We start from the raw sequence: 23,080 nt of genomic DNA on the forward strand, positions 1-23,080 counted from the left end.
GATGGTCGTCAACGATAACGCGGGGTTGGCAGGTTCCCCGCGGCGCTCTCGGGTTTATCGCGAGCAAGCTCGCTCCTACAGATGGCATTGGCCGCCGGCGAAAACACAAACCCTGTAGGAGCGAGCTCGCTCGCGATGGTCGTCAACGATAACGCGGGGTTGGCAGGTTCCCCGCGGCGCTCTCGGGTTTATCGCGAGCAAGCTCGCTCCTACAGATGGCATTGGCCGCCGGCGAAAACACAAACCCTGTAGGAGCGAGCTTGCTCGCGATGGTCGTCAACGATAACGGGGGTTGGCAGGTGCTCCGCGGCGCTCTCGGGTTTATCGCGAGCAAGCTCGCTCCTACAGATGGCATTGGCCGCCGGCGAAAACACAAACCCTGTAGGAGCGAGCTCGCTCGCGATGGTCGTCAACGATAACGCGGGTTGCCGGGTACCCCGCGGCGCTCTCGGGTTTATCGCGAGCAAGCTCGCTCCTACAGATGGCATTGGCCGCCGGCGAAAACACAAACCCTGTAGGAGCGAGCTTGCTCGCGATGGTCGTCAACGATAACGCGGGTTGCCGGGTACCCCGCGGCGCTCTCGGGTTTATCGCGAGCAAGCTCGCTCCTACATCCCCATACATGGGTTATTACACCCACCTGACCGGGCCTTTTTCACCAAATTTGCGTCTCGCCTGGCACACCGTCAAACAGCTTGTTCATTAATTTGGACTTTTTCTTGGTCCCGTAGTGATGGCTCATTCGTTGCTTAACCCCTTGGTACCCGCAACAGTTTTCGTCCCATGACGCGAGGGGTGAAAAAATGAAGCTAGCGACGCCAGCATGCAACGCCATCGCCTTACCGCTCAGGTCAAGCCCGCCCTGCACGATGCTCTTTCCCGGAACACGTCACGGGCTGACAGCGCGCTTGCACCCAACGTGCAGACATCATTCAGATCGCCACCGACGGCCAGCCCAGGCAATTGTTCGCGGGAGCTATTACATGTGCGGCGGGAAAGGGAGAATTGGTGATGGCTTCCACGACTAAATCCATTGCTCTGATCACGAAACGATCGACACACCTATATAAGCAGCTCGCTCAGTTGAGTCTGATGTTTGTTGCGTTGCTAATGATGCTGGCGTTGTCCGGCGTACTGGCGATGGCGTTGACCCTTTGAGCGCGCTGACCTGCCGGCGCCTATTACGGTCAGGTCGAATGCAAAGGGTGGGCAAGCCTATGAATTACCCGGCCTATGGAACTGCACACCATTCGGGTGATCGAATCCTTTACGGGTGAGACGCGCATCGTAATGGTTACGCATTCGCATTGAACGCCCCGTATGGCTGTAAAGCCGGGAGGGCTGCATGGGCAACAGCGCGATGTTCAAGTTCTTTGCGGGCTACCTGTTCGTGTGCGCACTGCTGGCATGGGCGGTGACCCAGGCGTCGCCCTGGATTGCCTCGCACCTGCTGCTCAACTGGATTCTCTAGCGCCGTACCCCCTCAATGCCACGCCCGATACTTCAAGCACCGCGATCCGCAGCCTGCTCGATCAGTCGTTGCAACTGCGCGACCAGGCCGGTTCGCTGAACCGGCAACTGACCCAATTCAAGGATTGAGTCAGTTGCCGACGCTAGCGGGTTAGTGGAACGGAAAGATGTAGTTCATCCAGGCAGCCATGCGCAGGAGGATCTTGCGCATCATCGCGATGTGATGGAAATGCTGGCTGTACAACGCCGCCTGGCCGTAGGCACCGCCGGGCATCAGCTCGGCGTACTGGGCATAGTCGGGGTCGGTGATTTCAATGATCACCGGTACCCGGCCGGCCGGTGGTGAACCGGTGAAACCGATCAGCGTGCCCGACGGTTGGATCTGGCCTTCGGCGATGACCGAAATCACGGTTTTGACCTTGCCTTCGAACACCTTCCCGGGAATGCCGTCAAATGCGACTTCGGCCTCATCGCCCTCGGTCAGGCGCAACAGGCTGTTCTGGCGCATCCACGCCGAGAAGTAATGCCCTTCGGCGGGAATGAACACCATCGACGGGCGCAGCGGCAGCTTGGTCGCCATCATGCCCGGACGCAGCGAAACATGGGTGACGAAGCCTTTGCTGGGCGCACGCACCGTGGTGTTGTCGAGTTCGTACTGCGCGTTGTCCAGTTGTGCCTTCAGGTCGTCGGTCCGGGCGACCACCATATCCAGTTCCCGTTGAGTGCTGAAATTACGCTTGATCAACTCGGTGATCCGCACACGATCGGCCTGGGCGGCAATCAGCTGTGCCTTGAGGGATTTCACCCGGTAGTCGAAAGGCGCGGGGTCGATGCGAAACAGCACATCGCCTTTTTCCAGGGGCTGGTTGGTCTTGACCGGCACGTCGATCACCTGGCCACTGACCACGGGAATCACCGGAACCGATACGAAATAGGAACGCGCCACCTCGGAGTAGGGGTGGTTGTAGTTCATGGTGAAAATCAGCGCGCCGATAATCACGATCCCGCCCAGCACCGCCGTGGGCACCGTCCATTTGTTCAGGGGGATGCGGAAGATCTTGAAGATGGCAACGCAGAGTGCCGCATACGTCAGTATGAGTAAGAGATCCATGGCTCAAATGCCCTCGCCGAGATTGTCCGTTGGCCGTCTGCTCTGTGCCGTACCCGTTGCTGCCTCGAGGCGCTCGATCCGGCCTTGCAGTTCGGCGACCTGTTGTTCGAGGTGAACCACATGGCTCTTGGGTGAGTGTCCGTCACTGAAACCCCAGCCCCGGTCCTCCCGATAGGCCATCGCCCAGATCCACAGGAACGGCCAGAGCGCGTGCAGGGTGAACAGGCTGACCCAGCCGGTGGCGTGGATTGCATCCTGGTGAGGGTGGTTGCGGTGGACGGCAATTTCATAGGGGATGTCGTGGAGCAGGATGATCCCGTAGAACAAGACGAGCCCGACAAAAATCAGCAGGCCCAACGCGAAGTAATCAAGCATGAACCACTCCTCTTGAAGCAGATAACGTGTGCGCATGAGTGTAGCCGTTCAATCTACACTTGACGGGGATGCGGATATCCAGCCCGGGCAACCGGTGCCTGGCCGAAGCGTCGACCGGTACCGTGCAGGCAGCCCAAGGGGAGGTGAATTCATGCCAGGCAATGATCAATTCGAAAGGGCGCCTGTACTTGACCCTGTCGAGCGCATTACCGAGGTGATCTTCGGCCTGCTGATGGCCATGACGTTCACCGGCACCATCAGCGTGGCCACGGCAGACCAGGCCGCCGAGCGCACGATGATGCTGGCCGCGCTCGGTTGCAATCTCGCCTGGGGACTGGCCGATGCGGTCATGTACCTGTTGCGCGCACTGGTCGAGCGCACGCGCAGGATCAAGCTGTACCTGGCCCTGCGCAATGGCGCGGACGCCACGGCCGGTCAGGCGCTCATTGCGCAAGTACTGCCGTTGCAATTCGCGACGGCAGCCGGCAGCGAGGGCCTGGAGCTGTTGCGCCGTCGGCTGCTCGAACAGCCGCCCTTGCCGATCAGGGCCGGCCTCGGCTGGAACGACTTCAGGGGCGCGTTCGGTGTTTTCCTGCTGGTGGTGGGCTCGACCTTTCCACTGGTGGTGCCGTTCATACTGCTCGACCAGACGGCGCTCGCCATCCGCTTGTCCAACCTGATCGGCCTCGTGGTGCTGTTCATCGCAGGCTGGATGCTCGCCAGATACGCTGGCGCCACGCAGTGGCAGGGTGGGGTGATCATGGCCGCTACGGGAGGTGTGTTGATCCTTGCGATCATTGCGCTGGGCGGCTGACAACTGGACATAATTCAGCACACTAAAGACTCATTCTCATTTACAATCGCCCTTCCATTTACGTCGGGCAGTCCGGTATGGATGTTCTTGCCGCAATCCATCTTTATTTATCCCAGTGGGTCATCGAGCCGGTCACCCGGCAGTTCCTGGGCATTTTCGACTTCAACGGCAGACTCGGTCTATCCTTTCTCTGCATGTCTTACAGCGTCGCTTATTGCCTGTTCCGGTACCGTAAATCCCGGGGTTTGACCGACGCGCGCTCCTTCGTTCAGTTCATCGGCGGCCGCCGGGTTTACCTGCACCGCTCGGCGTTGCTCGACTACCGCTATTACTTCGTACTCGCCATCCTCAAGGTTGCCCTGGTACTCCCCATCGTCGCTCTGGTCGATCCGTACGTGCTGCGCTCGGCGGACTACATCGCCTTCTTCACCCGGCTGTGGGGCGCGCGCACGCAAGTGGAGGAGCACCTGGCGCTGACCCTGCTCTATGGGCTGGGCGTTTTTCTGGTCAAGGATTTCAGCCATTACTGGGGCCATCGCGCGTTTCATTCGCGGTATCTGTGGGCCTTCCACAAAGTCCATCATTCGGCGCCCGTGCTGGTGCCGGCGACGGCCAGTCGCGTGCACTTCCTGGAAGAGGTGGTCGAAAAACTCACGGACATCATCTGTATCGGCGCCTTTGCCGGTGTCTTCTGGTACGCCTGCGGGGGAGAGATCAGCCGCTATACATTGTTTGGCGTGACCTACATGGTGTTCATCTTCAATTGCCTCGCGGCCAACCTGCGTCACAGCCATGTCTGGTTGTCCTTCGGGCCGGTGCTCGAACGGGTATTGAGCAGCCCGGCGCAACACCAGATTCATCACAGTGACGCACCACGACACTTCAACAAGAACTTTGGCATCAACCTGTCGCTGTGGGACTGGATGTTCGGCACGCTGTACGTCACCCGGTCCACACCCGAGGTCATCCAGTTCGGCACCGGGGAGCAGGATCACGAACGTTACCTGACGATGAAGGGTTTGATCGTCACGCCCTTTGTGGACATCGCCCGCAAACTTCTCTGTGCAAAACGCCCTGAAGCACAGCCTGAAAACGCATCTGATCCGTATTTTTCAGTGCAATCTGCCTCTGTAACGGATACAGCCACCAGCCCACAATAAATCTCCGGTACGGCAGCACTCGGCGCCCGCTGTACCGCCAATTCATAGTGTGGGAGGCCGCATGGCCAAGATGACGATTTTTCTCGGCGGTTTTCTGCTGTTGACCATTCTGATCGGTATGTTGGCGACGATTCCTCCGGCGTGATCATTCCGGGGCCCCGTTTCATTGCACCTCTGGATGCGCGGTCGAGCCATTGGTACATGCTCCACAGCCCGTCCAGTCCTCGCGCGTTTTGTGCGTGTTCATCGCTGTACGCTCCTGGTGAAAGGTCGTGAATTAGACTAAACCCGGGTATCGAACGGTGGGAGTGACAAGCGTGGCGGGATTTCGATGGACTCGATGATCACGGCCGCCGCCCAGGCGCTGGCGGCGGGTAATCCGCTGGGGGCACTGGACCGCGTGGCCTTGCGCGACGATGCACCGGCGCTGGCCCTGCGCGGTATCGCCATGGCGCAACTGGGCGATCTGGTGCGCGCCCGGGCGCTGGTCAAGCGTGCGCAACGGGCCTTTTCGCCCAGGGAGGTGCTGGCCCGTGCCCGATGCGTGGTGGCCGAGGCCGAAATCGCCCTGGCGTCGCGGGATCTCGGCTGGCCGGTCAAGGCGCTCGAAACGGCGCGGGTCACCCTTGAACAGCACGGTGACCGGGTCAATGCCGCTCATGCGCGGTATCTGCACATCCGCCGTTTGCTGTTGATCGGACAGCTCGATGAGGCGCAGCAGTTGCTGGCCAGTCTCGACCCCGGCCCTTTGCCGCCGGCCTTGCGCACCACCCATGAACTGGTGCTGGCGGGGATCGCCATTCGCCGCCTGCAATCGCACGCGGCACGGGAGGCGTTGACGCGAGCCGGGCAGGCTGCCGGTCAGTCGGGGATTGCTGCGCTGATCGCTGAAGTCGAACAGGTTGCGCGCTTGCTCGACGCACCCGCGGCACGCCTGATTGCCCGGGGTGAGGAGCGAGCGCTGCTGCTCGATGAAGTCGAAGCCTTGCTCGGTTCAACGGCGTTGGTGGTGGATGCCTGCCGGTACGTTGTGCGGGGTTGCGGCATGTCGGTGTCGCTCGCGACGCGGCCGATCCTGTTCGTGCTCGCCCGCACCCTGGCCGAAGCCTGGCCCGCCGATGTTGCGCGGGAAACGCTGATCGCCCGGGCGTTCCGTCTGAAGCTCTCGGATGAGTCCCATCGTGCCCGGCTTCGCGTGGAGATTGGCCGGCTGCGTAAAGCGCTCAAGCCGTTGGCCGGCGTCATCGCGACGCCCCGGGGTTTTGCCCTGCAAACGTCCGTGTGCACGGGGGTGGTGACACTGGCGCATCCGGTCGAGGAAAAATTTGCTGCGGTATTTGCCTGCCTCGCCGATGGCGAGTCGTGGTCGAGTTCCGCCCTGGCCCTGGCGCTGGGGACCAGCCAGCGCACGGTGCAGCGTGCGCTCGATACGCTGGCGGAGCAGGGCAAGGTGCAGTGGTTTGGCCGAGGCCGCGCGCGGCGCTGGATGACGCCGCCGGTGCCGGGATTCGCGACGACCTTGTTACTCCCGGCGCCGCTGCCCGGTGGCTAGGATGAACGCCACCAACCCCCATTGAGGATTGCCAGATGAAACACGCAACTGCTGAAGTCATTCGTGAATATGGCCCGTTTGCCGAGGTCGATCATGTGTGCGGCGTCACTTGGGACGGCGAAAAGGTCTGGTTCGCCAGCAACAGCAAAATCAACGCCCTGGACCCGGAAAGCGGCAAGGTGCTGGGCTCGATCGATGTCGCTGCCCATGCCGGCACCGCATTCGATGGCGAGCACCTGTTCCAGATCGCCGACGACCGCATCCACAAGATCGACCCCCGCACCGGCCGCATCCTCTCGACGATTCCGGCCCCCGGCGCCGGCACCGATTCGGGGCTGACCTGGGCCGAAGGGACGTTGTGGGTGGGCCAGTACCGCGAACGCAAGATCCACCAGATCGACCCCGAGACCGGAAAGATCCTGCGCACCCTCGAATCCAACCGTTTCGTTACCGGCGTGACCTGGGTGCAAGGTTCGCTGTGGCATGGCACCTGGGAGGGCGACGAGAGTGAGTTGCGGCGCATCGACGCGCAAACCGGTGAAGTACTCGAGAGCCTCAGGATGCCCGAAGGCGTCGGCGTGTCGGGGCTGGAGTCCGATGGCGGCGAGCGGTTGTTCTGCGGTGGCGGCGAAAGCGGCAAGGTGAGGGTGGTGCGTCGGCCTTCGTGAAGCACTGCAGCCAGGTCACCAGCTACAACCTTTGTGGGAGCGAGCCTGCTCGCGAATGCAGGGTGTCAGGCAACATCAATGTTGACTGATTTGACGCAATCGCGAGCAGGTCGGATCGCCGCACCGTCGCTCCCACAGTCGATCTTCAGTGACCACACTCCCACCACTCAGTCCGCTTGTGGATGCTGATCGCTGATCTCGTACCAATCTGCTTTCGAGCCGACGCAAACATGTTTTTGCTTGCGTGTCCGTAGCGGCGTATCCAGCGAACCGAGGGCAATCGAAACCCACTCGGAAAACGCGCCTGTCGAGTCAGTCCAGAACAGCGAAGATCCGCAGCGGCAACAGAACTGCCGCGTGACACCTTTGGACGATTGATACGCCATCAGCGAGTCAGTGCCGGTCATGATCGACAGCGCCGAGGCGGGCGCGCTCACGTAGCTCGCAAACGCAGCTCCATGGCTCTTTCGGCACTGGCTGCAATGGCAATGGGTGACGGCTTTCAACTCGCTCGACACGCGATATTTGACCGCACCGCAAAGGCAGCTGCCCCGGTGAAACTCATCCATGAAATGCCATCTCCTTATCGATAGTATTTTTCCGTCCTGCCATGTTTTCTGCTGGTCGAAATCGGTCTAAAAGCCCGGTTGGCAATCGTCCCTGTTTTGCTATCCTCAACCTTGTAGGTGAAGACGCAGACTGATGCGCAAAAGGATAGCAAGGAGACGTGGGGCGCGTTCCGAAGGGTACACGGTTAGAAAGATCCCCGCGCTGGGATCCAGCCCTTATGCCGTGTGAAGCAGAAGAGTTCCATTACGGTTTCACGACTCTTTTGTGGGAGGCCTGATAAACCTTGTAAGCCGGAGACCAGCACCGGCCACCTACTTGTACTCACCCACGAAGCCCGCCCAGTGCGGGCTTTTTAATGCCTTGGTTTTTTCACGGTGTAGGAGCCAGCTTGCTGGCGATGGTCGTTAACGATTACGCGGGTGAGCTGGATGAACGCGGCGCACTTGAGTCCATCGCCAGCAGGCTGGCTCCTACAGTTTCAGCGTGGGCATGGCTCCTACAGTTTCCCGTCGAGAACCTTTTCTATGCCCCCAAAGTGAGTCTGGCCGGCGGATCAAGGCGCGCCGAACAGCATCGTCCAGTAAACACCGTTGTCGCTGCGGGCGTTGGCGGCGTACGCGGCACCGACCTGGGTGAACATCGGGTTCATCAGGTTGGCGCAGTGCCCGGGACTGGCGAGCCAACCGGCCATGGCCTTGCTCGGCGAACCTTGCCCGGCGGCGATGTTTTCGCCGATCTGGCGGCCACGGTAGCCGGCAGCCCTGGCGCGGTCGGCGGGCATGTCACCGTCGCGGTCCTGGTGGGCGAAATAGTTGCCGTAGGCCATGTCCTTGCTGTGATTTTGTGCTGCGGAACCCAAGGCCGCACTCCAGGACAGCGGCCGCGCGGCGGCGAAGCGCTGGCGACCACACAGGCGCGGCTTGGCCCGGGCAGCGTTGACCTGCGTCAGCAACGCCTGGGCGGCGCTGCGAGGATCGGCGGTTTGCCGGTCGAGCACTGGCCGCGCCAGCACCACTTGCCACTCGCTCCCGGCGCGGCTGACGCCGATATCGGCATATTGGTTGTCCAGCAGTGCGGCGCAGTGCTCGTCCTGGAACATCTCGAAGGCTTCTTCGGCGTCCCGTGCACCCACCACGCGGATAGAACGCACCATGGTGGCCTGATAGCCGGAAGCCTTTAACCGGTCCCGCAACCCACCGCCATAGCCAACGGGCAAGGCCAGGTTCGATTTGAGCGTCAGGGGTGACAAGCGTTGCGCGGGGCGCCGGTCGCAACGTTGCGGATGGGCGCGGTAGTCGTTGATGGCGTCGACCAGTTGCCGTTGCCCATCGGCGTGGGCGGGGCTGGCAAAAACGGGGAGCAGGGAAAACAGGCACAGCGAAGAAAAGCGCAAGGCAACGACGGTTTGGCGCATGAACGGACAACTCGGATGAGATGACGACGAAAGGAGTGGGGAAAAACGCAGGGTATGACTGGTGACTCGACACAAGGTTCACGGCGGACAAGCTGCTGCCTGTGATCCAGCCGAGGCGTCCGACGAAGGGTAGGGCGTAGTGCGCCGTTTAAACGGGATCCTGCTTCTCGCTCGGTCGCAGCCTGAAGCGACAGACATGCCCGCCACGCACCATGCACTCGCTGTGCTCGACTTCACCGCCGCCCAGCGCGCCGATCAAGGCCAGGTCCAGTTCGCAGACCACCGGGTGCTCGGCGGCCAGGCGATGGAACACGCAGTTATGCGCGACGATTTCCGGCGTGCCGCCTGAGCGAAAAAACACCTCGGCTTCGTAGCCCGCCTGGTTCATGTGCTGGACGATCCTGGTTTCGTCGACGACCTGCTGCTCACGGTCCAGCGCCAGTTTGCGGCCCATGCTGCGCATCAGCGAGGCCAGGGCTTCGGGGCCAATGATGGTGGCGACTTCATCGATCAGGACGCTGGCCAGTAGCTGATAGTGGCGAGGGAATTGCTCCCGTGCGTGGTCGGTGAGCCGGTACAGCTGCTCCGGACGACGCCCCGTCGGGCGGGTGTCGCCGCGCAGCACCAGGCCGTCACGCTCCAGCGCCGCCAGGTGTTGGCGGATCGCCGTGCGCGTAACGGCCAAGTGTTCAGCCAACTCGTCAATGCTCATGCCGCCGGCATGGTGCAGCAGCGCATTGAGCAGGTCTTGCTGTGTTCGGCCCAGTCCTTCCAGCATGGGATACCCTCGCGCGATATCAGAATCAGAACTTGTCCGGGAATTGCTTGACCAGCGCACCGGTCAACGCATCGGCCAGGGCCAGGATGTGCGTGCGCATCATCGCCCAGGTACGGGCTTCGCCGGCGTAATCATGTGCCGCGAATTCATCGATCTGGGTGATGTGGTGACCGCCATGGGCTGACAACATCGTCACCAGTGTCGCCTCAGGCAGATTGGGGTTCGCCGTGGCCAGGAACGCCGCAATCGCCTTGGCATTGCTGGTCAGTTCGGTGACGGCGGCCTGTTTGCCCTTGGTGTCCTTGGCCACCGTGGCATCGCTGTAGTGTTTCACCGCGCCCCAATGGCCGGCAAGCAGCTTGAGCAATTGATCCGCCGCCGGTTGGCCGTAGAGCGGGGCGATGCTGTTGGCGATTTTCGTGGCGTTGTCGACCACCTGATCGGCCGCGACTTTGGCTTGTTTCTGGTCGGCGAATTGATTGGCCAGTGCGTAGTTTCTGATCCAGAAAATGTGCTCGACCCAAAGATCCCGCTCGGCCAGGCGCGTGGTCAACGCGGGGCTGTCGGCAGCGGCGGGTGAGGCGGCAGGCGTCTGGCTCCAGACCGGTTGGGCACAGAAAGCCAGCAGGAGCAAAGCCAGGGTTTTGATATTCATGACGGCACCCTCAGAGAGTGGGAACGTTCGACAATATCAATATAGGCATGAAAATATGTTTTTATTGGCCGGAGGCAGAGTCTCGGACCAATGGTCACGACTGAAGGGCTTTCTGTGGTGAGGGGGCTTGTCGGAGCGCCGCATCGCCCCGTTGGGTCGCGAAGCGGCCCCAAACCCTGCAATCGCGGTTACTCAGGCAAATGCATTGTTCGGGTTTGCGACTGCTGCGCAGCCGAACGGGGGCGAGCCCCCTCGCCACAAATACGGGTGTTGCCGTTACAGCCCTTCACGAAGAAGTTTGAGGTATTCAGGGCTTTCACTGATCGAGTTATGCCCCGTCCCCGGTATCACCTGCAGTGACGCCACGCCTTTGGCGAAGTGTGTGTACAAACGCTCGGTGCTCGAGCGCGCAATCACTTCATCATGCTCGGCGGCAATCAGGCGAGTCGGCACCGTGATGCGGGCGGCGTACTGCCAGGACGGGTATTTGTCCTTCAGCAACCAGCGCACCGGAAACCAGCGGAACTGACGGGCGGCCAGCCCTTCGAGGCTGTTGTAGGGCGTGATCAGCACCAGGCGCGCCGCCGGGCGCTGGCTGGCAAGGCGCACGGCGACACCCGAGCCCAGGCTGCGTCCGACCACCGCCACATGCGAGTGGCTGGCATACACCTGGTCGAACAAGGTCAAGGCGTCGCGGGCGATGGCCTCTTCGGAAGGCGAGCCGGAACTGCCGCCAAAGCCTCGGTAATGCAGCAGATACAGCGCGTAATCAGGGAACGCCTGAGTGAACCCGGGTAAGTTGCGCGAGACGTCTTCGGCGTTGCCGCCAAAGTAGATCAGCGCCTTCGGGCCTTGGTGCGGCCGGATGGACACCAGCACCCGTGCGTCGGCGACCGGCAGGGTGAGCAGCGTCCCGGCTGCGCCGACAGCGCGCGGTTGCGGGTAATAGATCAGTGCCCGCTGAAACACGAACAGCGTCACGCACAGCGTCAGGTAAAACGCAGCGACGATGACGACGAGTAACACCAGGGTGCGCGACATTCGACTAACGTTAGTGGGCGGCATTGACGGCTCGGGGTTTGAAAGTGGCTGGCGTCGCAGGGCCTTGTGAGTGTAGTCAATCGACCCTGGGCGCGGGTTATCCGCCGTGTCGGTGCAACAGGCCGGACCCGAACGACTGGTGAGAAGCGTTTTATGAGCCATCCTGAGGGTTACACCCGTAGAGCAATACTCACGCTGGCTGCCGGCGCTTCGGCGGTCTTCACGTTCGGTCCGGCGAGTGCGCAACCCGCGCCGTCGACGGGAACAGGAGGCAAGACCATGCAGACTCGCGCCATTCCTTCCAGCAACGAGTCCTTGCCGATCGTAGGCTTGGGCACTTATCGCGGATTCGACGTCGAGCCTTCGCAACCGGCCTACAAGGACTTGCCCGCGGTACTGGATGCGTTGTTCGACAAGGGTGGCAAGCTGATCGACAGCTCGCCGATGTACGGTCGCGCCGAACAGACCACCGGCGAATTGCTGTCGATCCATGAGCCGCGCTCGCCGGCGTTCCTGGCCACCAAGGTGTGGACCCGCGGGCGCGAGGAAGGCATCGCGCAGATGGAACAATCCTTCGCCCTGTTGCAGACCGACCGGATCGACCTGATGCAGATCCACAACCTGCTGGACTGGCAGACGCACTTGCCGACCCTGCGCCACTGGAAAGAACAGGGGCGCATCCGCTACATCGGCATCACCCATTACACGGCGTCGGCCTACGACGAAGTGGAAGCGGTACTCAAGGCCGAGCCTGTCGATTTCCTGCAGATCAACTACGCCCTGGATGATCGCGGTGCCGAGAAACGCTTGCTGCCGTTGTGCCGTGAACGGGGCGTGGCGGTGATCTGCAATCGGCCGTTCGGCGGTGGCGGCCTGCTGGCCAGACTGAAAGACAAACCGCTGCCAGGCTGGGCGGCGCAAGTCGGGGTCAAGAGCTGGCCGCAACTGGCACTGAAGTTCCTGTTGTCGCATTCGGCGGTGACCTGCGTGATTCCGGGCACCGGCAACCCGCGCTACATGGCGGAAAATACCCGGGCCGGATTCGGCCCGATGCTGACCGATGCCCAGCGTCAGCAGCTGATTGCGCTGGTGGACTAGCGCAGCCCGGCGAGTTGCGCAACCTCTCCTATACTGTCCGCGTCCATGCCGTTGAAAGCGCATACGTTGCCCTGACGGCGTCCCTGTCCATCACTGCAAGGAGATCGAACATGGCTATCCGCATTGGCGATGAAGCACCGGATTTCACTGCCGAAACCACCGAAGGCACGCTCAATTTTCACCAATGGATCGGCGACGGGTGGGCCATCCTGTTTTCCCACCCCAAGGATTTCACCCCGGTGTGCACCACTGAACTGGGCTACCTGGCCAAACTCAAGCCCGAATTCGACAAGCGCAACACCAAGGTCATCGGCCTCAGCGTCGACCCGGTCAGCGACCACAACCGTTGGGTCGGCGACATCGCCGAGACTCAGGGCTGCGCCGTCAACTACCCGCTGATCGGCGATGAAAACCTGGTGGTGGCCAAGCTTTACGACATGATCCACCCCAATGCCAGCGGGGGCGCGCGCACAGCCGTGGACAACGCCACGGTGCGTTCGGTGTTCATCGTCGGCCCGGACAAGAAGGTCAAGGCCATGCTGATCTACCCGATGAGCGCCGGGCGCAATTTCGATGAAGTGCTGCGTCTGCTCGACTCCCTGCAACTGAATGCCAGGCACACCGTTGCCACGCCGGTGAACTGGCGGCCGGGCGAGGATGTGATCATCCCGACTTCAGTGTCTGATGAAGATGCGAAGAAGAAATACCCGGATGGCTTCAAGACACTGAAGCCGTATTTGCGGACGGTGGCTCAGCCGAAGTAACTGCTGCGACCCTGAAACCGCCTTCGCGAGCAAGCTCGCTCCCACAGGGATCTCCGGTGAACACAAGATCTGTGTACGACAGAGATCCCCTGTGGGAGCGGGCTTGCCCGCGAAGGGGCCGGAATTGCTGGCCGAGAAACTTCTGTCAAACCAGATACTTTCTAAACCACCCCAACGTCCGCTCCCACGCCAACTTCGCCGCCGCCTCGTCATAACGCGGCGTCGAGTCGTTGTGGAAACCATGATTGGCGCCCGGATAAATGTAGGCCTCATAGGTCTTGCCCCCGGCCTTCAACGCTTTCTCATAGGCCGGCCAGCCCTCGTTGATCCGCGTATCCAGCTCGCCGTAGTGCAGCATCACCGGTGCCTTGATCCGGGGCACTTCCTCGGCCGTAGGCTGACGACCATAAAACGACACGGCGGCGCCCAGTTCCGGATAGGCCACGGCGGCGGCATTGGTCACGCCACCGCCGTAGCAGAACCCGGTGATGCCGACTTTTCCGGTGGCGGCAGGGTGTTTCATCATCCACTCGACGGCGGCGAAAAAGTCGTTCATCAGCTTTTCCGGGTCGACCGTGGCCTGAAGCTCGCGACCCTTGTCGTCATTGCCGGGATAACCGCCGACCGAGGTCAGGCCGTCCGGGGCCAGGGCGATGAAACCGGCCTTGGCCACACGCCGGGCCACGTCTTCGATGTACGGGTTGAGCCCGCGGTTTTCATGCACGACCACCACCGCCGGCACCTTGCCGGTGGCCTTGGCCGGACGCACCAGATAAGCCCGTACCTGGCCGTTACCCTTGGGCGAAGGGTAGGTGACGTACTCGGCAATGATGTCCGGGTCGGTGAACTCGACTTGCTCGGCCAGCGCGTAGTTGGGGCTTAGTGCAGCGAGCAGGGCGCCGGCGGTCATGCTGCCGAAGGTGAACAACGCCGCGCGGTCGAGAAACTCCCGGCGGTTGATCTTGCCGTGGGCGTAGTAGTCATATAACTCAAGCAGTTGCGGGGAAAAGTCTTTGGCAGTTAGACGGGTCATCGGCGGAGTTCCTTTCGTCTGGTTGAACACGGACCCTGTGGGAGCGGGCTTGCCCGCGATGAGGCCAGCACATCCAACATTTATGTTGACTGTTCCTCCGCCATCGCGGGCAAGCCCGCTCCCACAGGGATCCAGGGTGATACCAAAATCTCATTTCACGCACTGCGCACCGGCCTTGGCCACTTGCGCATCTTGCTCAGGCTTGACGCCCGACACCCCGACAGCCCCAATCACCTGGCCATCGAACACAATCGGCACGCCACCCTCGAGCGAAGTCAGCACGGGTGCTGACAGAAAAGCGTAGCGCCCCCCGTTGACCATGTCCTCATAGCTTTTCGATTCGCGCCGCCCGAGGGCTGAGGTGCGGGCCTTTTCGGTGGCGATATAGGCACTGCTTGGTGCGCAACCGTCGAGGCGTTCGAGGGCCAGCGGGTGACCGCCGTCATCGACCACCACTATGGTCACCGCCCATTGATTGGCCTGTGCTTCGGCACGGGCGGCTTTGATGATCTGCTGGACTTCGGTCTGGCTCAGGACGGCTTTGCGGTTCATGGGCGTCTCCGGGGTTCGGTTAAGGCAGGGCGGCTTCGACCAGTTCGATCCAGTGCCGCACCGGGGTCCGGCCCGCGCCGTCGAGGTGCGACTGGCAGCCGATGTTGGCCGTGACGATGACCTCGGGATGGCCGCTTTCCAGGGCGTTGAGCTTGTTGTCGCGCAGTTGTCGCGACAGTGCGGGCTGGGTCAGTGAATAGGTGCCTGCCGAGCCGCAGCACAGGTGCCCGTCGGGCACGGACGTCAGGTTGAAACCGAATCCGCTCAGCAGCGCTTCCACGGCGCCACCGAGTTTCTGCCCGTGCTGCAAGGTGCAGGGGCAATGGAAGGCCAGGCGCTGCGAGGCGTGGATCCCGAGTTTTTCCAGTGGTTCGTCGCGCAACACCTCCACCAGGTCCCGGGCCAGTTCGCTGACCTTTTTCGCCTTGTCGGCATAGGCCGGGTCGCTGGCGAGCAGATGGCCGTAGTCCTTGATGAAGGCGCCGCAACCGCTGGCGGTCTGCACAATCGCCTCGGCGCCTTTTTCGATGCCTGGCCACCACGCGTCGATGTTGCGCCGGGCGCGATCGAGGCCGGCGGCCTGGGCGTCCAGGTGGTAGTCCACGGCACCGCAGCAACCGGCTTCGCGGGTCGCGATGACGCTGATTCCCAACCGGTCCAGCACCCGCGCCGCCGCGGCATTGGTGTTGGGTGACAGGGCGGGTTGCACGCAGCCTTCGAGCATCAGCACCTGACGCTCGCGCAGGGTCATGGGGCGCGGCTTGGCCGGTGGTGCATGGCGCGGCAATTTGCTTTGCAGCGTGCCCGGCAGCAGTGCGCGGAACACCTGGCCGCCATTGACCAGACTCTTGAACAGGTCCGGATGCGGCACGGTCTGGCGCAACCCCTCGCGCAACAGGCGCTGCCCGAGCGGGCGCGGCACCGCCGCATCGACCACCGCGCGACCGATGTCCAGCAGGTTGTGGTAGTCGACGCCCGACGGGCAGGTGGTTTCACAGTTGCGGCACGACAGGCAGCGATCCAGGTGTTGCTGGGTCTTTTGCGTGACGTCATTGCCTTCCAGCACTTGCTTGATCAGGTAGATGCGGCCCCGCGGTCCGTCCAGTTCATCGCCGAGCAATTGATAGGTCGGGCAGGTGGCATTGCAGAAGCCGCAGTGCACGCAGGTGCGCAGGATGCTTTCGGCTTCTGCGGCGCGGGGCAGTTGGCTGGCGCGTTCACTCAGGGTCGTCTGCATGGTTCAAAGCTCCGCGTACAGGCGTCCGGGGTTGAAGATGCCCCGTGGATCGAGCTGTTGTTTCAGGTTGCGGTGATAGCGCATTAGGGCCGGGGGCAGCGGCTGAAACGGGGTGTCGGTCAGGCCGTGGCTGAAGCAGGTGACATGGCCGCCGACTTCATCGACGACCTGGCGGATGAACGCCGCTTCGGCATCGGATTTCAACCAGCGCTGGGCGCCGCCCCAGTCGATCAACTGACGCCCCGGCAGCGACAGGCGCGGTGTGTTGTGCGGCAGTGACAGGCGCCAAAGCGGCTGGTCCTCGTCGAAGAAACTCAAGCGCTGTTCGTTGAGATCTTCCCAGTACGAAGTGTCCAGCCGTTCGCCACCGAGGCGCTCGTGGGCCGCCGCCACTGAACCTTCACCGCCCTCGAGCCGCAGGTGCAGGCGTGAGCCGTCGTGACAGGCCGCGCTGATCGGCAACGGTTGCTGGCCCCATTGTGCCAGACGCAGCAAGGCGCGTTCAGGGTCCATTTCCAGGCTGATACTTAGGATTTTCCGGGGTTTTGGCAGCACTTTGAGCGAGACTTCGGTGATCAGCCCGAGGCAGCCGTAACTGCCGGTCATGAGGCGTGACAGGTCGTAGCCGGCGACGTTTTTCATCACCTCGCCACCGAAGCGCAACAGCTTGCCTTGCCCGGTGATGACCCGCGTGCCGAGGACGAAATCGCGCACCGAGCCGGACCACGGGCGCCGTGGGCCGGACAGTCCGCAGGCGATCATGCCGCCGACCGTGGCGCCGTCGCCAAAGGACGGCGGCTCGCAAGGCAGCATCTGTTGCGCGGCGTCCAGCGCCTGTGCCAGCTCCGACAGCGGCGTGCCGCAACGGGCGGTGATCACCAGTTCAGTCGGGTCGTAACTGACGATGCCCCGGTGCGCGCGGGTATCGAGAATTTCCCCGGCCGTGGTGCGGCCAAGAAAACCTTTGCTGTTGGAACCCTGTATGCGCAAAGGCGTAGCGTTTTCCAGCGCCTGATTGACCTGTTCCAGCAGTGACTGGCTGTCATCGAAATCTTCAGGGCCGTGCATCAGAAACGCTCCAGCTCGGGGAAGGGCAATTGACCGCCATGTATGTGCATGGCGCCGAATTCGGCGCAGCGGTGCAGGGTCGGAATGTTCTTGCCGGGGTTGAGCAGGCCGCTTGGGTCGAAGGCGGCTTTGATGGCATGGAACAGGGTCAGCTCATCGCTGTTGAATTGCGCGCACATCTGGTTGATCTTCTCGCGGCCCACACCGTGCTCACCGGTGATGCTGCCGCCGACCTTCACGCACAGCTCCAGAATCTTGCCGCCCAGGTTTTCCGCGCGCTCGAGTTCACCGGGTTGATTGGCGTCGAACAGGATCAACGGATGCATGTTGCCGTCGCCGGCGTGGAAGACGTTGGCCACCCGCAGGCCGTATTCGTTCGAGAGTTCGGTGATGGCGTGCAGCACGCCGGGCAGTTCGCGACGGGGGATGGTGCCGTCCATGCAGTAGTAATCCGGCGAGAGGCGGCCCACTGCCGGGAAGGCGTTCTTGCGCCCGGCCCAGAAACGCACGCGCTCGGCTTCGTCTTTGGCCTGGCGCACCTCGGTCGCACCGGCCTGTTGCAGGACCTGGCGCACCCGGTCGCAGTCATCCGAGACATCGGCTTCAACACCATCGAGCTCGCACAGCAGAATGGCCTGAGCCTCCACCGGGTAACCGGCGTGGATGAAGTCCTCGGCGGCGCGGATGGCCAGGTTGTCCATCATTTCCAGGCCACCGGGGATGATGCCGGCGGCAATGATGTCGCCGACGGCGCGCCCGGCTTTTTCCACGGAGTCGAACGCCGCCAGCAATACCTTGGCGGTCTGCGGTTTAGGCAGCAGCTTGACCGTGACCTCGGTGATCACCCCGAGCAGGCCTTCGGAGCCGGTGAACAGTGCCAGCAGATCGAAACCGGGGGCGTCGAGGGCGTTGGAGCCCAGGCTCAAATGCTCGCCATCGACCGTGAGGATGTCGACCTTGAGCACGTTGTGCACGGTCAGGCCGTACTTCAGGCAATGCACGCCACCGGCATTTTCCGCGACGTTGCCGCCGATGGAACAGGCAATTTGCGAGGACGGATCCGGCGCGTAATACAGGCCGAACGCTGCCGCCGCCTGGGAAATCGCCAGATTGCGCACGCCCGGCTGAACCCGCGCGGTACGGGCGGCGGGGTCGATGCCCAGGATGTTGTTGAAGCGCGCCATCACCAGCAACACGCCTTTCTCAAGGGGCAGCGCACCGCCGGACAAACCGGTGCCGGCGCCACGGGCGACGACGGGGACGTGCAGCTCATGACAGACGCGCAGTATCCCTTGCACTTCGTCGATGTGCCGGGGCAGCACCACCAGCATCGGCGTGGTGCGATAGGCCGACAGTCCGTCGCATTCGTAGGGCCTGAGTTCCTCCTGCTGATGCAGGATTTCCAGGCCCGGCAAGCGGCTCTGCAGGGCCTGCAACAGTGCGTGTCTGTCGACGTCGGGCAAGGCGCCGTCAACGCGTTCATCGTAGAGAATGTTCATGGGATCACGATTCTCGCTGGAGACCTGCGACCTTTATCATTGGCCTGATACGGCCGGCTGTCCATGGGATGTTTGTCCGCACGACGGACCATTCATTCAATAAAAACCACCGTCCCCTGTGGGAGCGAGCTTGCTCGCGATAGCGGTGTCACGTCCGACAGAGATGTCGGCTGTGCCACCCTCTTCGCGAGCAGGCTCGCTCCCACAGGTATGCGGCTTAAGCATAATTAAGTAGCGTTCGATTCAATGCCCGCCCACCACCATATGGCTGAACGGCGCGACGTAGGCCTGCAACGTCACCAGCCCGCCGACCAGAATCGCCAGTACAATCGAGTGGAAGAACACGTAGCGCAGGATTTCCCCTTCATGGCCGTACCAGCGGGTGGCGGTGGAGGCGACCACGATCGACTGGGCGTCGACCATCTTGCCCATGACCCCGCCGGAACTGTTGGCGGCGGCCATCAACACCGGGCTGATGCCCAGTTGCTCGGACGTCACCCGTTGCAGGCCGCCGAACAGCACGTTGGACGCGGTGTCCGAGCCGGTCAGCGCCACGCCGAGCCAGCCGAGCAGGGTGCCGAACATCGGGTAGAAAATGCCCGTCGCGGCGAAGGCCAGGCCCATGGTCGCATCCAGGCCCGAGTAGCGCGTGAGAAAGCCCAGGGCGAGCATCGCCACAATGGTGATCAGCGAGTAACGCACCACCCACAGGGTGCGCAGGTACTGGTGAATCAGTTGCGGGATCGAGTACCCCATCAGCAAGCCGCCGACAATTGCCGCCAGCAGAATGCCGCTGCCGGTGGAGGTGAACCAGGTGAACTTGTACACCGCCTCCTCGGTTTTCGGCGCGGCCACCACGGGCGGGACTTTCTCGATCTGCAAGTGCAGGGTGTTGAAGGTCACGACCGGCGCAAACAGCGGGTTGGCTTCGCGCATCGGCTTGCCCTGCGGATCGAGCTTGACGGCACTGGTTTGCGGGTCGATGGCAGGGCGGGTGTCGAAGGTGTTCTTGAAACCCTGGGTGCCCCAGATGAACACGAAGACCGTCAGGATGATCCACGGCATCCAGGCCCGCATCACCGCCGGTTTCGCCTCGCTGGCAAAGGTTGCAGTGGGTACGGGCTTTTCGTCGTGCTCGACATCGATCTTCGAGTTGTCGACCCGGCCGGACAGGGCGGCGGAGGTGTGCACGGTGGCCGGTTTCCAGACCTTGAGGAAACCGGTCAGGCAGGCCATGGAAATCAGCGCGGCGATCACATCCACCAGCATGGGCCCGTGATAGTTCGACACGAGGAACTGCGGAATGGCAAAACTGACCCCGGCCACCAGGATCGCCGGCCAGATCTCCAGCATCTTGCGCCAGCCGGCGAAGGCCCAGATCAGCCAGAACGGCACCAGCACCGAGAAGAAGGGCAACTGCCGACCGACCATCATCGACAGCTCCATCTCATCCAGCCCGGTGACCTTGGCCAGGGTGATGATCGGCGTGCCGAGGGCGCCGAATGCCACTGGCGCGGTGTTGGCGATCAGCGCCAGCCCCGAGGCGGCAAGCGGAGAGAAGCCGAGCCCGATGAGAATCGCCCCGGTCACCGCCACCGGCGTACCGAAGCCGGCCGCGCCTTCGAAAAACGCACCGAAGCAGAAGGCGATCAGGAGCAATTGCAGGCGCCGGTCATCGGTGATGCGCGCCAGGGAGTCTTGCAGCACCTTGAACGAACCGTTCTCGGTGGTCAGGCGGTGCAGGAAGATGATGTTCAACACGATCCAGCCAATCGGCAGCAAACCGTTGGCTGCACCGAACAGCGCCGCGGAACCGGCCATGTTCGCCGGCATGCCGAAGGCGAAGATCGAGATCAGCAAGGCCGAGACCAGGGCGAGCAGCGCCGCCAGGTGCGCCTTGATGTGGAAAAACGCGAGGGACGCCAGCATCACCACCACCGGCACAGCCGCCATGAGCGTTGAAAGCACCGGGTTACCGAACGGATCGTAGACTTGCTGCCAGACCATGTTCCACCTCTGCTTTTTATTGTTGGACGTGCAGATCCCCTGGAGGGGAGGTGGCCTTGAGTATAGGAGGCATTGCGCCGCTGTCAGGGCCGGCCTTCGGTCCTGCCAATCGGCGAACTCCAGAGGGCTGGGCTAGCATGGCCAGTAGGGTTTGAATCCACTCAGGGGAGCAATGCAGTCATGACCGAGCGCCATATAGAGCACAAGGAGACTTTATCGAACGGATGCAAAATCAAAGTCACAGCCGAGATATTGAAAGACGGTTCGTTGGGCATGTTTATCGGTGTCTACAAGCCGGACGGCTCGGTCATCGACGAAAACCACGACCCACGGCCGCACATGCTGGACATGGAGGCGGCGATGGATTGGGGAATCGATATTGCGAGGGGCACTGGCAATAGCCAGCGAACGTTGTGAGCGGTTTGCATCCGTGCCCGGGTGACCCGCGGTCGCCGTCAGAACCCGAACGAACGGACCGAGGCTTTTGCCAGCTCGACGTCCAATAGATGCTCGGCCAGCACGTCATTCAAAAAGCGGAACTGATCATTGAGCCCGACCACTTCGTTACTGAAGTGATGATCGGCTGAAGGGATCAACAGCGCTTCGAACTTCTCGTCGAACAGCAGAGTCAATTCTTTACGTGATTCGAATTTCTGCGCGTAGAAATTGTTGCCGAACAGCGGAAAACGCACGGCGAGGGAGACGGTGTGCATCATGATGTTTGCTCCTCGCTCAGGACGTACCAGGCAAACACACTCAATGTGAACGCCGTCAGGGCCAGGCAGGTCAGCAGATGGATCAGCATGAGGTTTCCCTCCGATTCGGGATTTCGTGTTGGCTTGGGATCGATCCTACGCTGACGGCGTTCAAGCGGAAGGCAATCGCGGCGATGGTGAATATCGACGCCAGTGATGGTGGTTTTCGTGCTGTCTGCTCTGGCCCCTTCGCGGGCAAGCCCGCTCCCACAATGTTTTGTGCTTGCCACATGATCCGGGCACGACACGCAACCTGTGGGAGCGGGCTTGCCCGCGAAGAGGCCCTCAAAAGTGCCGCCGGTTGTCGGCCATGCACATGCCGCGACCTATACTTGAATCATGGTTTTCGAGTGCTGGACATCCCGCCCGGTGCACACTTCAGGAAGCCGCCATCTTGAACCTGCGTTCGCTGATCATTGCCGTGCTGGTGGTGCTGGCAGGGTGCGCCACGCCGCCCCGTGCGCCAGTGGAAGTGGCGCCGGTCATCGTTCCCGTCAGCACCTGGCAACAGGTGGACCGGGAGATCGTCGCCGCGTCGCAGTCGGCCACCGAGCAGACCCGAATCTACGCCCGTGGCGCCATGGAATACTGGCGTACGCGGGTCTATGAACTGACCGAAGAAAATTTCATTCCGTGGTTCAGCAGCTACTGGACCCAGGAATGGATGTCGATGAAGGTCAGCTGGTACACCATCAGCGCCAAGGGTGAGCAGGATGCCTCGGCCAAGCGCCTGGCGGCGTACCTGCTCGAAGCCTACCAGGAGAAGGTCCTGGCCCCGGTGGCGGCGGAAATCGATCCCGATGCGATTCTTGGCCTGGCAGCGGCATTCTACGTCGACATCCTCAAGGAAGAACTGCAGAAAATCTCCACCCGCCACGGCGTGCCTATGGCCCAGCTCAACGGGCGCATCCAGAAAATCCCGGCCATTGCCCTCGGGCCACCGCCGGCGCGGGACGCCTCGTTGTACCAGATCGTGCACACCGAATCGTTGACCACATTGCCGGCTTACGCTGCGTTGCTCGACAAAATCCACAAGGCCGGCGGTGACAAGGGCGTGGGTTCGACCGACACCGCGATGGCGCCGGTGGCCAAGCGCGCCAGCCAGCGCATGGAAGCCGAGATGGCCCCGCGCGGGGCCGCCAGTGCCGTGGCCGCCGCGGCCGGGAGACTCGCCGGCGGCTTGATTACCGTCGGTGTGGCGGCCATTCGCGCGATGATCCAGGCCAATGACAGGCCCGACAGCGAAGCGCTGATCCGCAGCAGTCTGGGCAATACCTTCGACAAGGCCTGGATCAAGCTGGTGCAGAACCCGACCACCGGCGTCATGGCTGGCACGCTTTACATGGCGGGGCAGATCGAAGGGAGTCTGGGCGGCGGTGCACAACCGCCGGTCGGTTTGAGTGCCGGCACTGTCGATTGGACGCCGGCGCAAACGACTACCCGGCAGAACACCCCATGA

General features: G+C 62.2%; 24 protein-coding genes. 10 read left to right on the plus strand and 14 right to left on the minus strand.

All coding sequences use genetic code 11. The annotated features are described in order from the left end of the window. The first annotated feature begins 1,011 nt into the window (after positions 1 to 1,011). Both Q8X48_RS22270 and Q8X48_RS22275 read left to right on the plus strand, forming a co-directional pair. Positions 1,012 to 1,158, plus strand: coding sequence for a hypothetical protein (locus Q8X48_RS22270; protein WP_172435770.1), 147 nt, complete (start codon positions 1,012 to 1,014; stop codon positions 1,156 to 1,158). A gap of 187 nt (positions 1,159 to 1,345) precedes the next feature. After that, positions 1,346 to 1,471 carry a hypothetical protein gene (locus Q8X48_RS22275; protein WP_256585717.1) on the plus strand — a complete coding sequence of 42 codons (126 nt, stop codon included), beginning with the start codon at positions 1,346 to 1,348 and terminating at the stop codon, positions 1,469 to 1,471. A 150-nt stretch (positions 1,472 to 1,621) separates the two neighbouring features. Here Q8X48_RS22275 and Q8X48_RS22280 read toward each other — a convergent pair whose 3' ends face one another. Continuing rightward, the gene (locus Q8X48_RS22280) at positions 1,622 to 2,581 is read right to left on the minus strand and encodes an HlyD family secretion protein (RefSeq protein WP_407801883.1); all 960 of its coding nucleotides are present in this window, start codon (positions 2,579 to 2,581) and stop codon (positions 1,622 to 1,624) included. 3 nt (positions 2,582 to 2,584) lie between these two features. Beyond that, a complete protein-coding gene (locus Q8X48_RS22285; protein WP_015095609.1) occupies positions 2,585 to 2,956 on the minus strand; it encodes a DUF3302 domain-containing protein in 372 nt (123 codons plus the stop codon). Positions 2,957 to 3,107: 151 nt separating this feature from the next. Between Q8X48_RS22285 and Q8X48_RS22290 the strand changes: the two genes are divergently transcribed. The 4 genes from Q8X48_RS22290 (at position 3,108) to Q8X48_RS22305 (ending at position 7,150) form a co-directional block, all read left to right on the plus strand. Then, a complete protein-coding gene (locus Q8X48_RS22290) occupies positions 3,108 to 3,770 on the plus strand; it encodes a hypothetical protein (RefSeq protein ID WP_015095608.1) in 663 nt (220 codons plus the stop codon). A gap of 77 nt (positions 3,771 to 3,847) precedes the next feature. Further along, positions 3,848 to 4,930 carry a sterol desaturase family protein gene (locus Q8X48_RS22295; protein ID WP_407801884.1) on the plus strand — a complete coding sequence of 361 codons (1,083 nt, stop codon included), beginning with the start codon at positions 3,848 to 3,850 and terminating at the stop codon, positions 4,928 to 4,930. A 331-nt stretch (positions 4,931 to 5,261) separates the two neighbouring features. Continuing rightward, positions 5,262 to 6,482 carry a helix-turn-helix domain-containing protein gene (locus tag Q8X48_RS22300; RefSeq protein ID WP_407801885.1) on the plus strand — a complete coding sequence of 407 codons (1,221 nt, stop codon included), beginning with the start codon at positions 5,262 to 5,264 and terminating at the stop codon, positions 6,480 to 6,482. Positions 6,483 to 6,517: 35 nt separating this feature from the next. After that, complete coding sequence (locus Q8X48_RS22305) at positions 6,518 to 7,150, plus strand: Vgb family protein (RefSeq protein ID WP_407801886.1); 633 nt, start codon at positions 6,518 to 6,520, stop codon at positions 7,148 to 7,150. A gap of 167 nt (positions 7,151 to 7,317) precedes the next feature. Here Q8X48_RS22305 and Q8X48_RS22310 read toward each other — a convergent pair whose 3' ends face one another. The 5 genes from Q8X48_RS22310 to Q8X48_RS22330 all read right to left on the minus strand — a co-directional run bounded on the left by Q8X48_RS22310 (position 7,318) and on the right by Q8X48_RS22330 (position 11,632). After that, entirely contained in the window at positions 7,318 to 7,719 is a 402-nt protein-coding gene (locus Q8X48_RS22310) for a GFA family protein (RefSeq protein WP_407801887.1), read from the minus strand. A 554-nt stretch (positions 7,720 to 8,273) separates the two neighbouring features. After that, complete coding sequence (locus tag Q8X48_RS22315; protein WP_407801888.1) at positions 8,274 to 9,134, minus strand: CAP domain-containing protein; 861 nt, start codon at positions 9,132 to 9,134, stop codon at positions 8,274 to 8,276. A 148-nt stretch (positions 9,135 to 9,282) separates the two neighbouring features. Then, positions 9,283 to 9,912: a helix-turn-helix transcriptional regulator gene (locus tag Q8X48_RS22320; protein WP_407801889.1), complete on the minus strand. Its 630-nt coding sequence runs from the start codon at positions 9,910 to 9,912 to the stop codon at positions 9,283 to 9,285. A gap of 25 nt (positions 9,913 to 9,937) precedes the next feature. Then, complete coding sequence (locus Q8X48_RS22325; RefSeq protein WP_407801890.1) at positions 9,938 to 10,567, minus strand: hypothetical protein; 630 nt, start codon at positions 10,565 to 10,567, stop codon at positions 9,938 to 9,940. 276 nt (positions 10,568 to 10,843) lie between these two features. After that, positions 10,844 to 11,632 carry an alpha/beta hydrolase gene (locus Q8X48_RS22330; RefSeq protein ID WP_407801891.1) on the minus strand — a complete coding sequence of 263 codons (789 nt, stop codon included), beginning with the start codon at positions 11,630 to 11,632 and terminating at the stop codon, positions 10,844 to 10,846. Positions 11,633 to 11,761: 129 nt separating this feature from the next. Here Q8X48_RS22330 and Q8X48_RS22335 point away from each other — a divergent pair, with 129 nt between their 5' ends. Together Q8X48_RS22335 and Q8X48_RS22340 are read left to right on the plus strand one after the other, a co-directional pair. Next, positions 11,762 to 12,706, plus strand: coding sequence for an aldo/keto reductase (locus Q8X48_RS22335; protein ID WP_172435769.1), 945 nt, complete (start codon positions 11,762 to 11,764; stop codon positions 12,704 to 12,706). 110 nt (positions 12,707 to 12,816) lie between these two features. Then, positions 12,817 to 13,470, plus strand: coding sequence for a peroxiredoxin (locus Q8X48_RS22340; RefSeq protein ID WP_007975239.1), 654 nt, complete (start codon positions 12,817 to 12,819; stop codon positions 13,468 to 13,470). A 145-nt stretch (positions 13,471 to 13,615) separates the two neighbouring features. On the opposite strand, the gene yghX is transcribed toward Q8X48_RS22340, so the two are convergent. From yghX to Q8X48_RS22370, 6 genes are all read right to left on the minus strand, one after another. After that, positions 13,616 to 14,503: a YghX family hydrolase gene (gene yghX, locus Q8X48_RS22345; RefSeq protein ID WP_218504211.1), complete on the minus strand. Its 888-nt coding sequence runs from the start codon at positions 14,501 to 14,503 to the stop codon at positions 13,616 to 13,618. A gap of 150 nt (positions 14,504 to 14,653) precedes the next feature. Next, positions 14,654 to 15,055 carry a heme-binding protein gene (locus tag Q8X48_RS22350; RefSeq protein ID WP_407801892.1) on the minus strand — a complete coding sequence of 134 codons (402 nt, stop codon included), beginning with the start codon at positions 15,053 to 15,055 and terminating at the stop codon, positions 14,654 to 14,656. 19 nt (positions 15,056 to 15,074) lie between these two features. Next, positions 15,075 to 16,292: a glycolate oxidase subunit GlcF gene (gene glcF / locus Q8X48_RS22355; protein WP_407801893.1), complete on the minus strand. Its 1,218-nt coding sequence runs from the start codon at positions 16,290 to 16,292 to the stop codon at positions 15,075 to 15,077. Positions 16,293 to 16,295: 3 nt separating this feature from the next. Continuing rightward, positions 16,296 to 17,360, minus strand: a complete 1,065-nt coding sequence (gene glcE / locus Q8X48_RS22360) for a glycolate oxidase subunit GlcE (protein WP_407801894.1) — start codon at positions 17,358 to 17,360, stop codon at positions 16,296 to 16,298. Next, on the minus strand, positions 17,360 to 18,859 hold the full coding sequence (glcD, locus tag Q8X48_RS22365) for a glycolate oxidase subunit GlcD (protein WP_407801895.1): 1,500 nt from the start codon (positions 18,857 to 18,859) through the stop codon (positions 17,360 to 17,362). The genes glcE and glcD overlap by 1 nt, the downstream gene beginning before the upstream one ends. Positions 18,860 to 19,102: 243 nt before the next feature. Then, positions 19,103 to 20,866 carry an L-lactate permease gene (locus tag Q8X48_RS22370; RefSeq protein WP_407801896.1) on the minus strand — a complete coding sequence of 588 codons (1,764 nt, stop codon included), beginning with the start codon at positions 20,864 to 20,866 and terminating at the stop codon, positions 19,103 to 19,105. A gap of 180 nt (positions 20,867 to 21,046) precedes the next feature. Between Q8X48_RS22370 and Q8X48_RS22375 the strand changes: the two genes are divergently transcribed. Continuing rightward, positions 21,047 to 21,283, plus strand: a complete 237-nt coding sequence (locus Q8X48_RS22375) for a hypothetical protein (RefSeq protein WP_007975246.1) — start codon at positions 21,047 to 21,049, stop codon at positions 21,281 to 21,283. Between the two features lie 38 nt (positions 21,284 to 21,321). Here Q8X48_RS22375 and Q8X48_RS22380 read toward each other — a convergent pair whose 3' ends face one another. Then, complete coding sequence (locus tag Q8X48_RS22380) at positions 21,322 to 21,582, minus strand: hypothetical protein (RefSeq protein WP_095967794.1); 261 nt, start codon at positions 21,580 to 21,582, stop codon at positions 21,322 to 21,324. Between the two features lie 433 nt (positions 21,583 to 22,015). Here Q8X48_RS22380 and Q8X48_RS22385 point away from each other — a divergent pair, with 433 nt between their 5' ends. Next, positions 22,016 to 23,080 carry a hypothetical protein gene (locus tag Q8X48_RS22385; protein ID WP_407801897.1) on the plus strand — a complete coding sequence of 355 codons (1,065 nt, stop codon included), beginning with the start codon at positions 22,016 to 22,018 and terminating at the stop codon, positions 23,078 to 23,080.

The sequence above is a fragment of the Pseudomonas sp. QLc11A genome (assembly GCF_052112305.1).
In the GTDB taxonomy this organism is placed as follows: domain Bacteria; phylum Pseudomonadota; class Gammaproteobacteria; order Pseudomonadales; family Pseudomonadaceae; genus Aquipseudomonas; species Aquipseudomonas laurylsulfatiphila.

What these genes read in the sequence shown, in the direction of transcription:
- Q8X48_RS22310 (WP_407801887.1), bottom strand. Translation starts at nt 7,719, where the DNA reads ATGGATGAGTTTCACCGGGGCAGCTGCCTTTGCGGTGCGGTCAAATAT.
- Q8X48_RS22305 (WP_407801886.1), top strand. Translation starts at nt 6,518, where the DNA reads ATGAAACACGCAACTGCTGAAGTCATTCGTGAATATGGCCCGTTTGCC.
- Q8X48_RS22325 (WP_407801890.1), bottom strand. Translation starts at nt 10,567, where the DNA reads ATGAATATCAAAACCCTGGCTTTGCTCCTGCTGGCTTTCTGTGCCCAA.
- Q8X48_RS22275 (WP_256585717.1), top strand. Translation starts at nt 1,346, where the DNA reads ATGGGCAACAGCGCGATGTTCAAGTTCTTTGCGGGCTACCTGTTCGTG.
- glcE (WP_407801894.1), bottom strand. Translation starts at nt 17,360, where the DNA reads ATGCACGGCCCTGAAGATTTCGATGACAGCCAGTCACTGCTGGAACAG.
- glcD (WP_407801895.1), bottom strand. Translation starts at nt 18,859, where the DNA reads ATGAACATTCTCTACGATGAACGCGTTGACGGCGCCTTGCCCGACGTC.
- Q8X48_RS22375 (WP_007975246.1), top strand. Translation starts at nt 21,047, where the DNA reads ATGACCGAGCGCCATATAGAGCACAAGGAGACTTTATCGAACGGATGC.
- Q8X48_RS22315 (WP_407801888.1), bottom strand. Translation starts at nt 9,134, where the DNA reads ATGCGCCAAACCGTCGTTGCCTTGCGCTTTTCTTCGCTGTGCCTGTTT.
- Q8X48_RS22320 (WP_407801889.1), bottom strand. Translation starts at nt 9,912, where the DNA reads ATGCTGGAAGGACTGGGCCGAACACAGCAAGACCTGCTCAATGCGCTG.
- Q8X48_RS22370 (WP_407801896.1), bottom strand. Translation starts at nt 20,866, where the DNA reads ATGGTCTGGCAGCAAGTCTACGATCCGTTCGGTAACCCGGTGCTTTCA.
- Q8X48_RS22350 (WP_407801892.1), bottom strand. Translation starts at nt 15,055, where the DNA reads ATGAACCGCAAAGCCGTCCTGAGCCAGACCGAAGTCCAGCAGATCATC.
- Q8X48_RS22280 (WP_407801883.1), bottom strand. Translation starts at nt 2,581, where the DNA reads ATGGATCTCTTACTCATACTGACGTATGCGGCACTCTGCGTTGCCATC.
- Q8X48_RS22300 (WP_407801885.1), top strand. Translation starts at nt 5,262, where the DNA reads ATGGACTCGATGATCACGGCCGCCGCCCAGGCGCTGGCGGCGGGTAAT.
- Q8X48_RS22330 (WP_407801891.1), bottom strand. Translation starts at nt 11,632, where the DNA reads ATGCCGCCCACTAACGTTAGTCGAATGTCGCGCACCCTGGTGTTACTC.
- Q8X48_RS22340 (WP_007975239.1), top strand. Translation starts at nt 12,817, where the DNA reads ATGGCTATCCGCATTGGCGATGAAGCACCGGATTTCACTGCCGAAACC.
- glcF (WP_407801893.1), bottom strand. Translation starts at nt 16,292, where the DNA reads ATGCAGACGACCCTGAGTGAACGCGCCAGCCAACTGCCCCGCGCCGCA.
- Q8X48_RS22285 (WP_015095609.1), bottom strand. Translation starts at nt 2,956, where the DNA reads ATGCTTGATTACTTCGCGTTGGGCCTGCTGATTTTTGTCGGGCTCGTC.
- Q8X48_RS22270 (WP_172435770.1), top strand. Translation starts at nt 1,012, where the DNA reads ATGGCTTCCACGACTAAATCCATTGCTCTGATCACGAAACGATCGACA.
- Q8X48_RS22295 (WP_407801884.1), top strand. Translation starts at nt 3,848, where the DNA reads ATGGATGTTCTTGCCGCAATCCATCTTTATTTATCCCAGTGGGTCATC.
- Q8X48_RS22380 (WP_095967794.1), bottom strand. Translation starts at nt 21,582, where the DNA reads ATGATGCACACCGTCTCCCTCGCCGTGCGTTTTCCGCTGTTCGGCAAC.
- Q8X48_RS22335 (WP_172435769.1), top strand. Translation starts at nt 11,762, where the DNA reads ATGAGCCATCCTGAGGGTTACACCCGTAGAGCAATACTCACGCTGGCT.
- Q8X48_RS22290 (WP_015095608.1), top strand. Translation starts at nt 3,108, where the DNA reads ATGCCAGGCAATGATCAATTCGAAAGGGCGCCTGTACTTGACCCTGTC.
- yghX (WP_218504211.1), bottom strand. Translation starts at nt 14,503, where the DNA reads ATGACCCGTCTAACTGCCAAAGACTTTTCCCCGCAACTGCTTGAGTTA.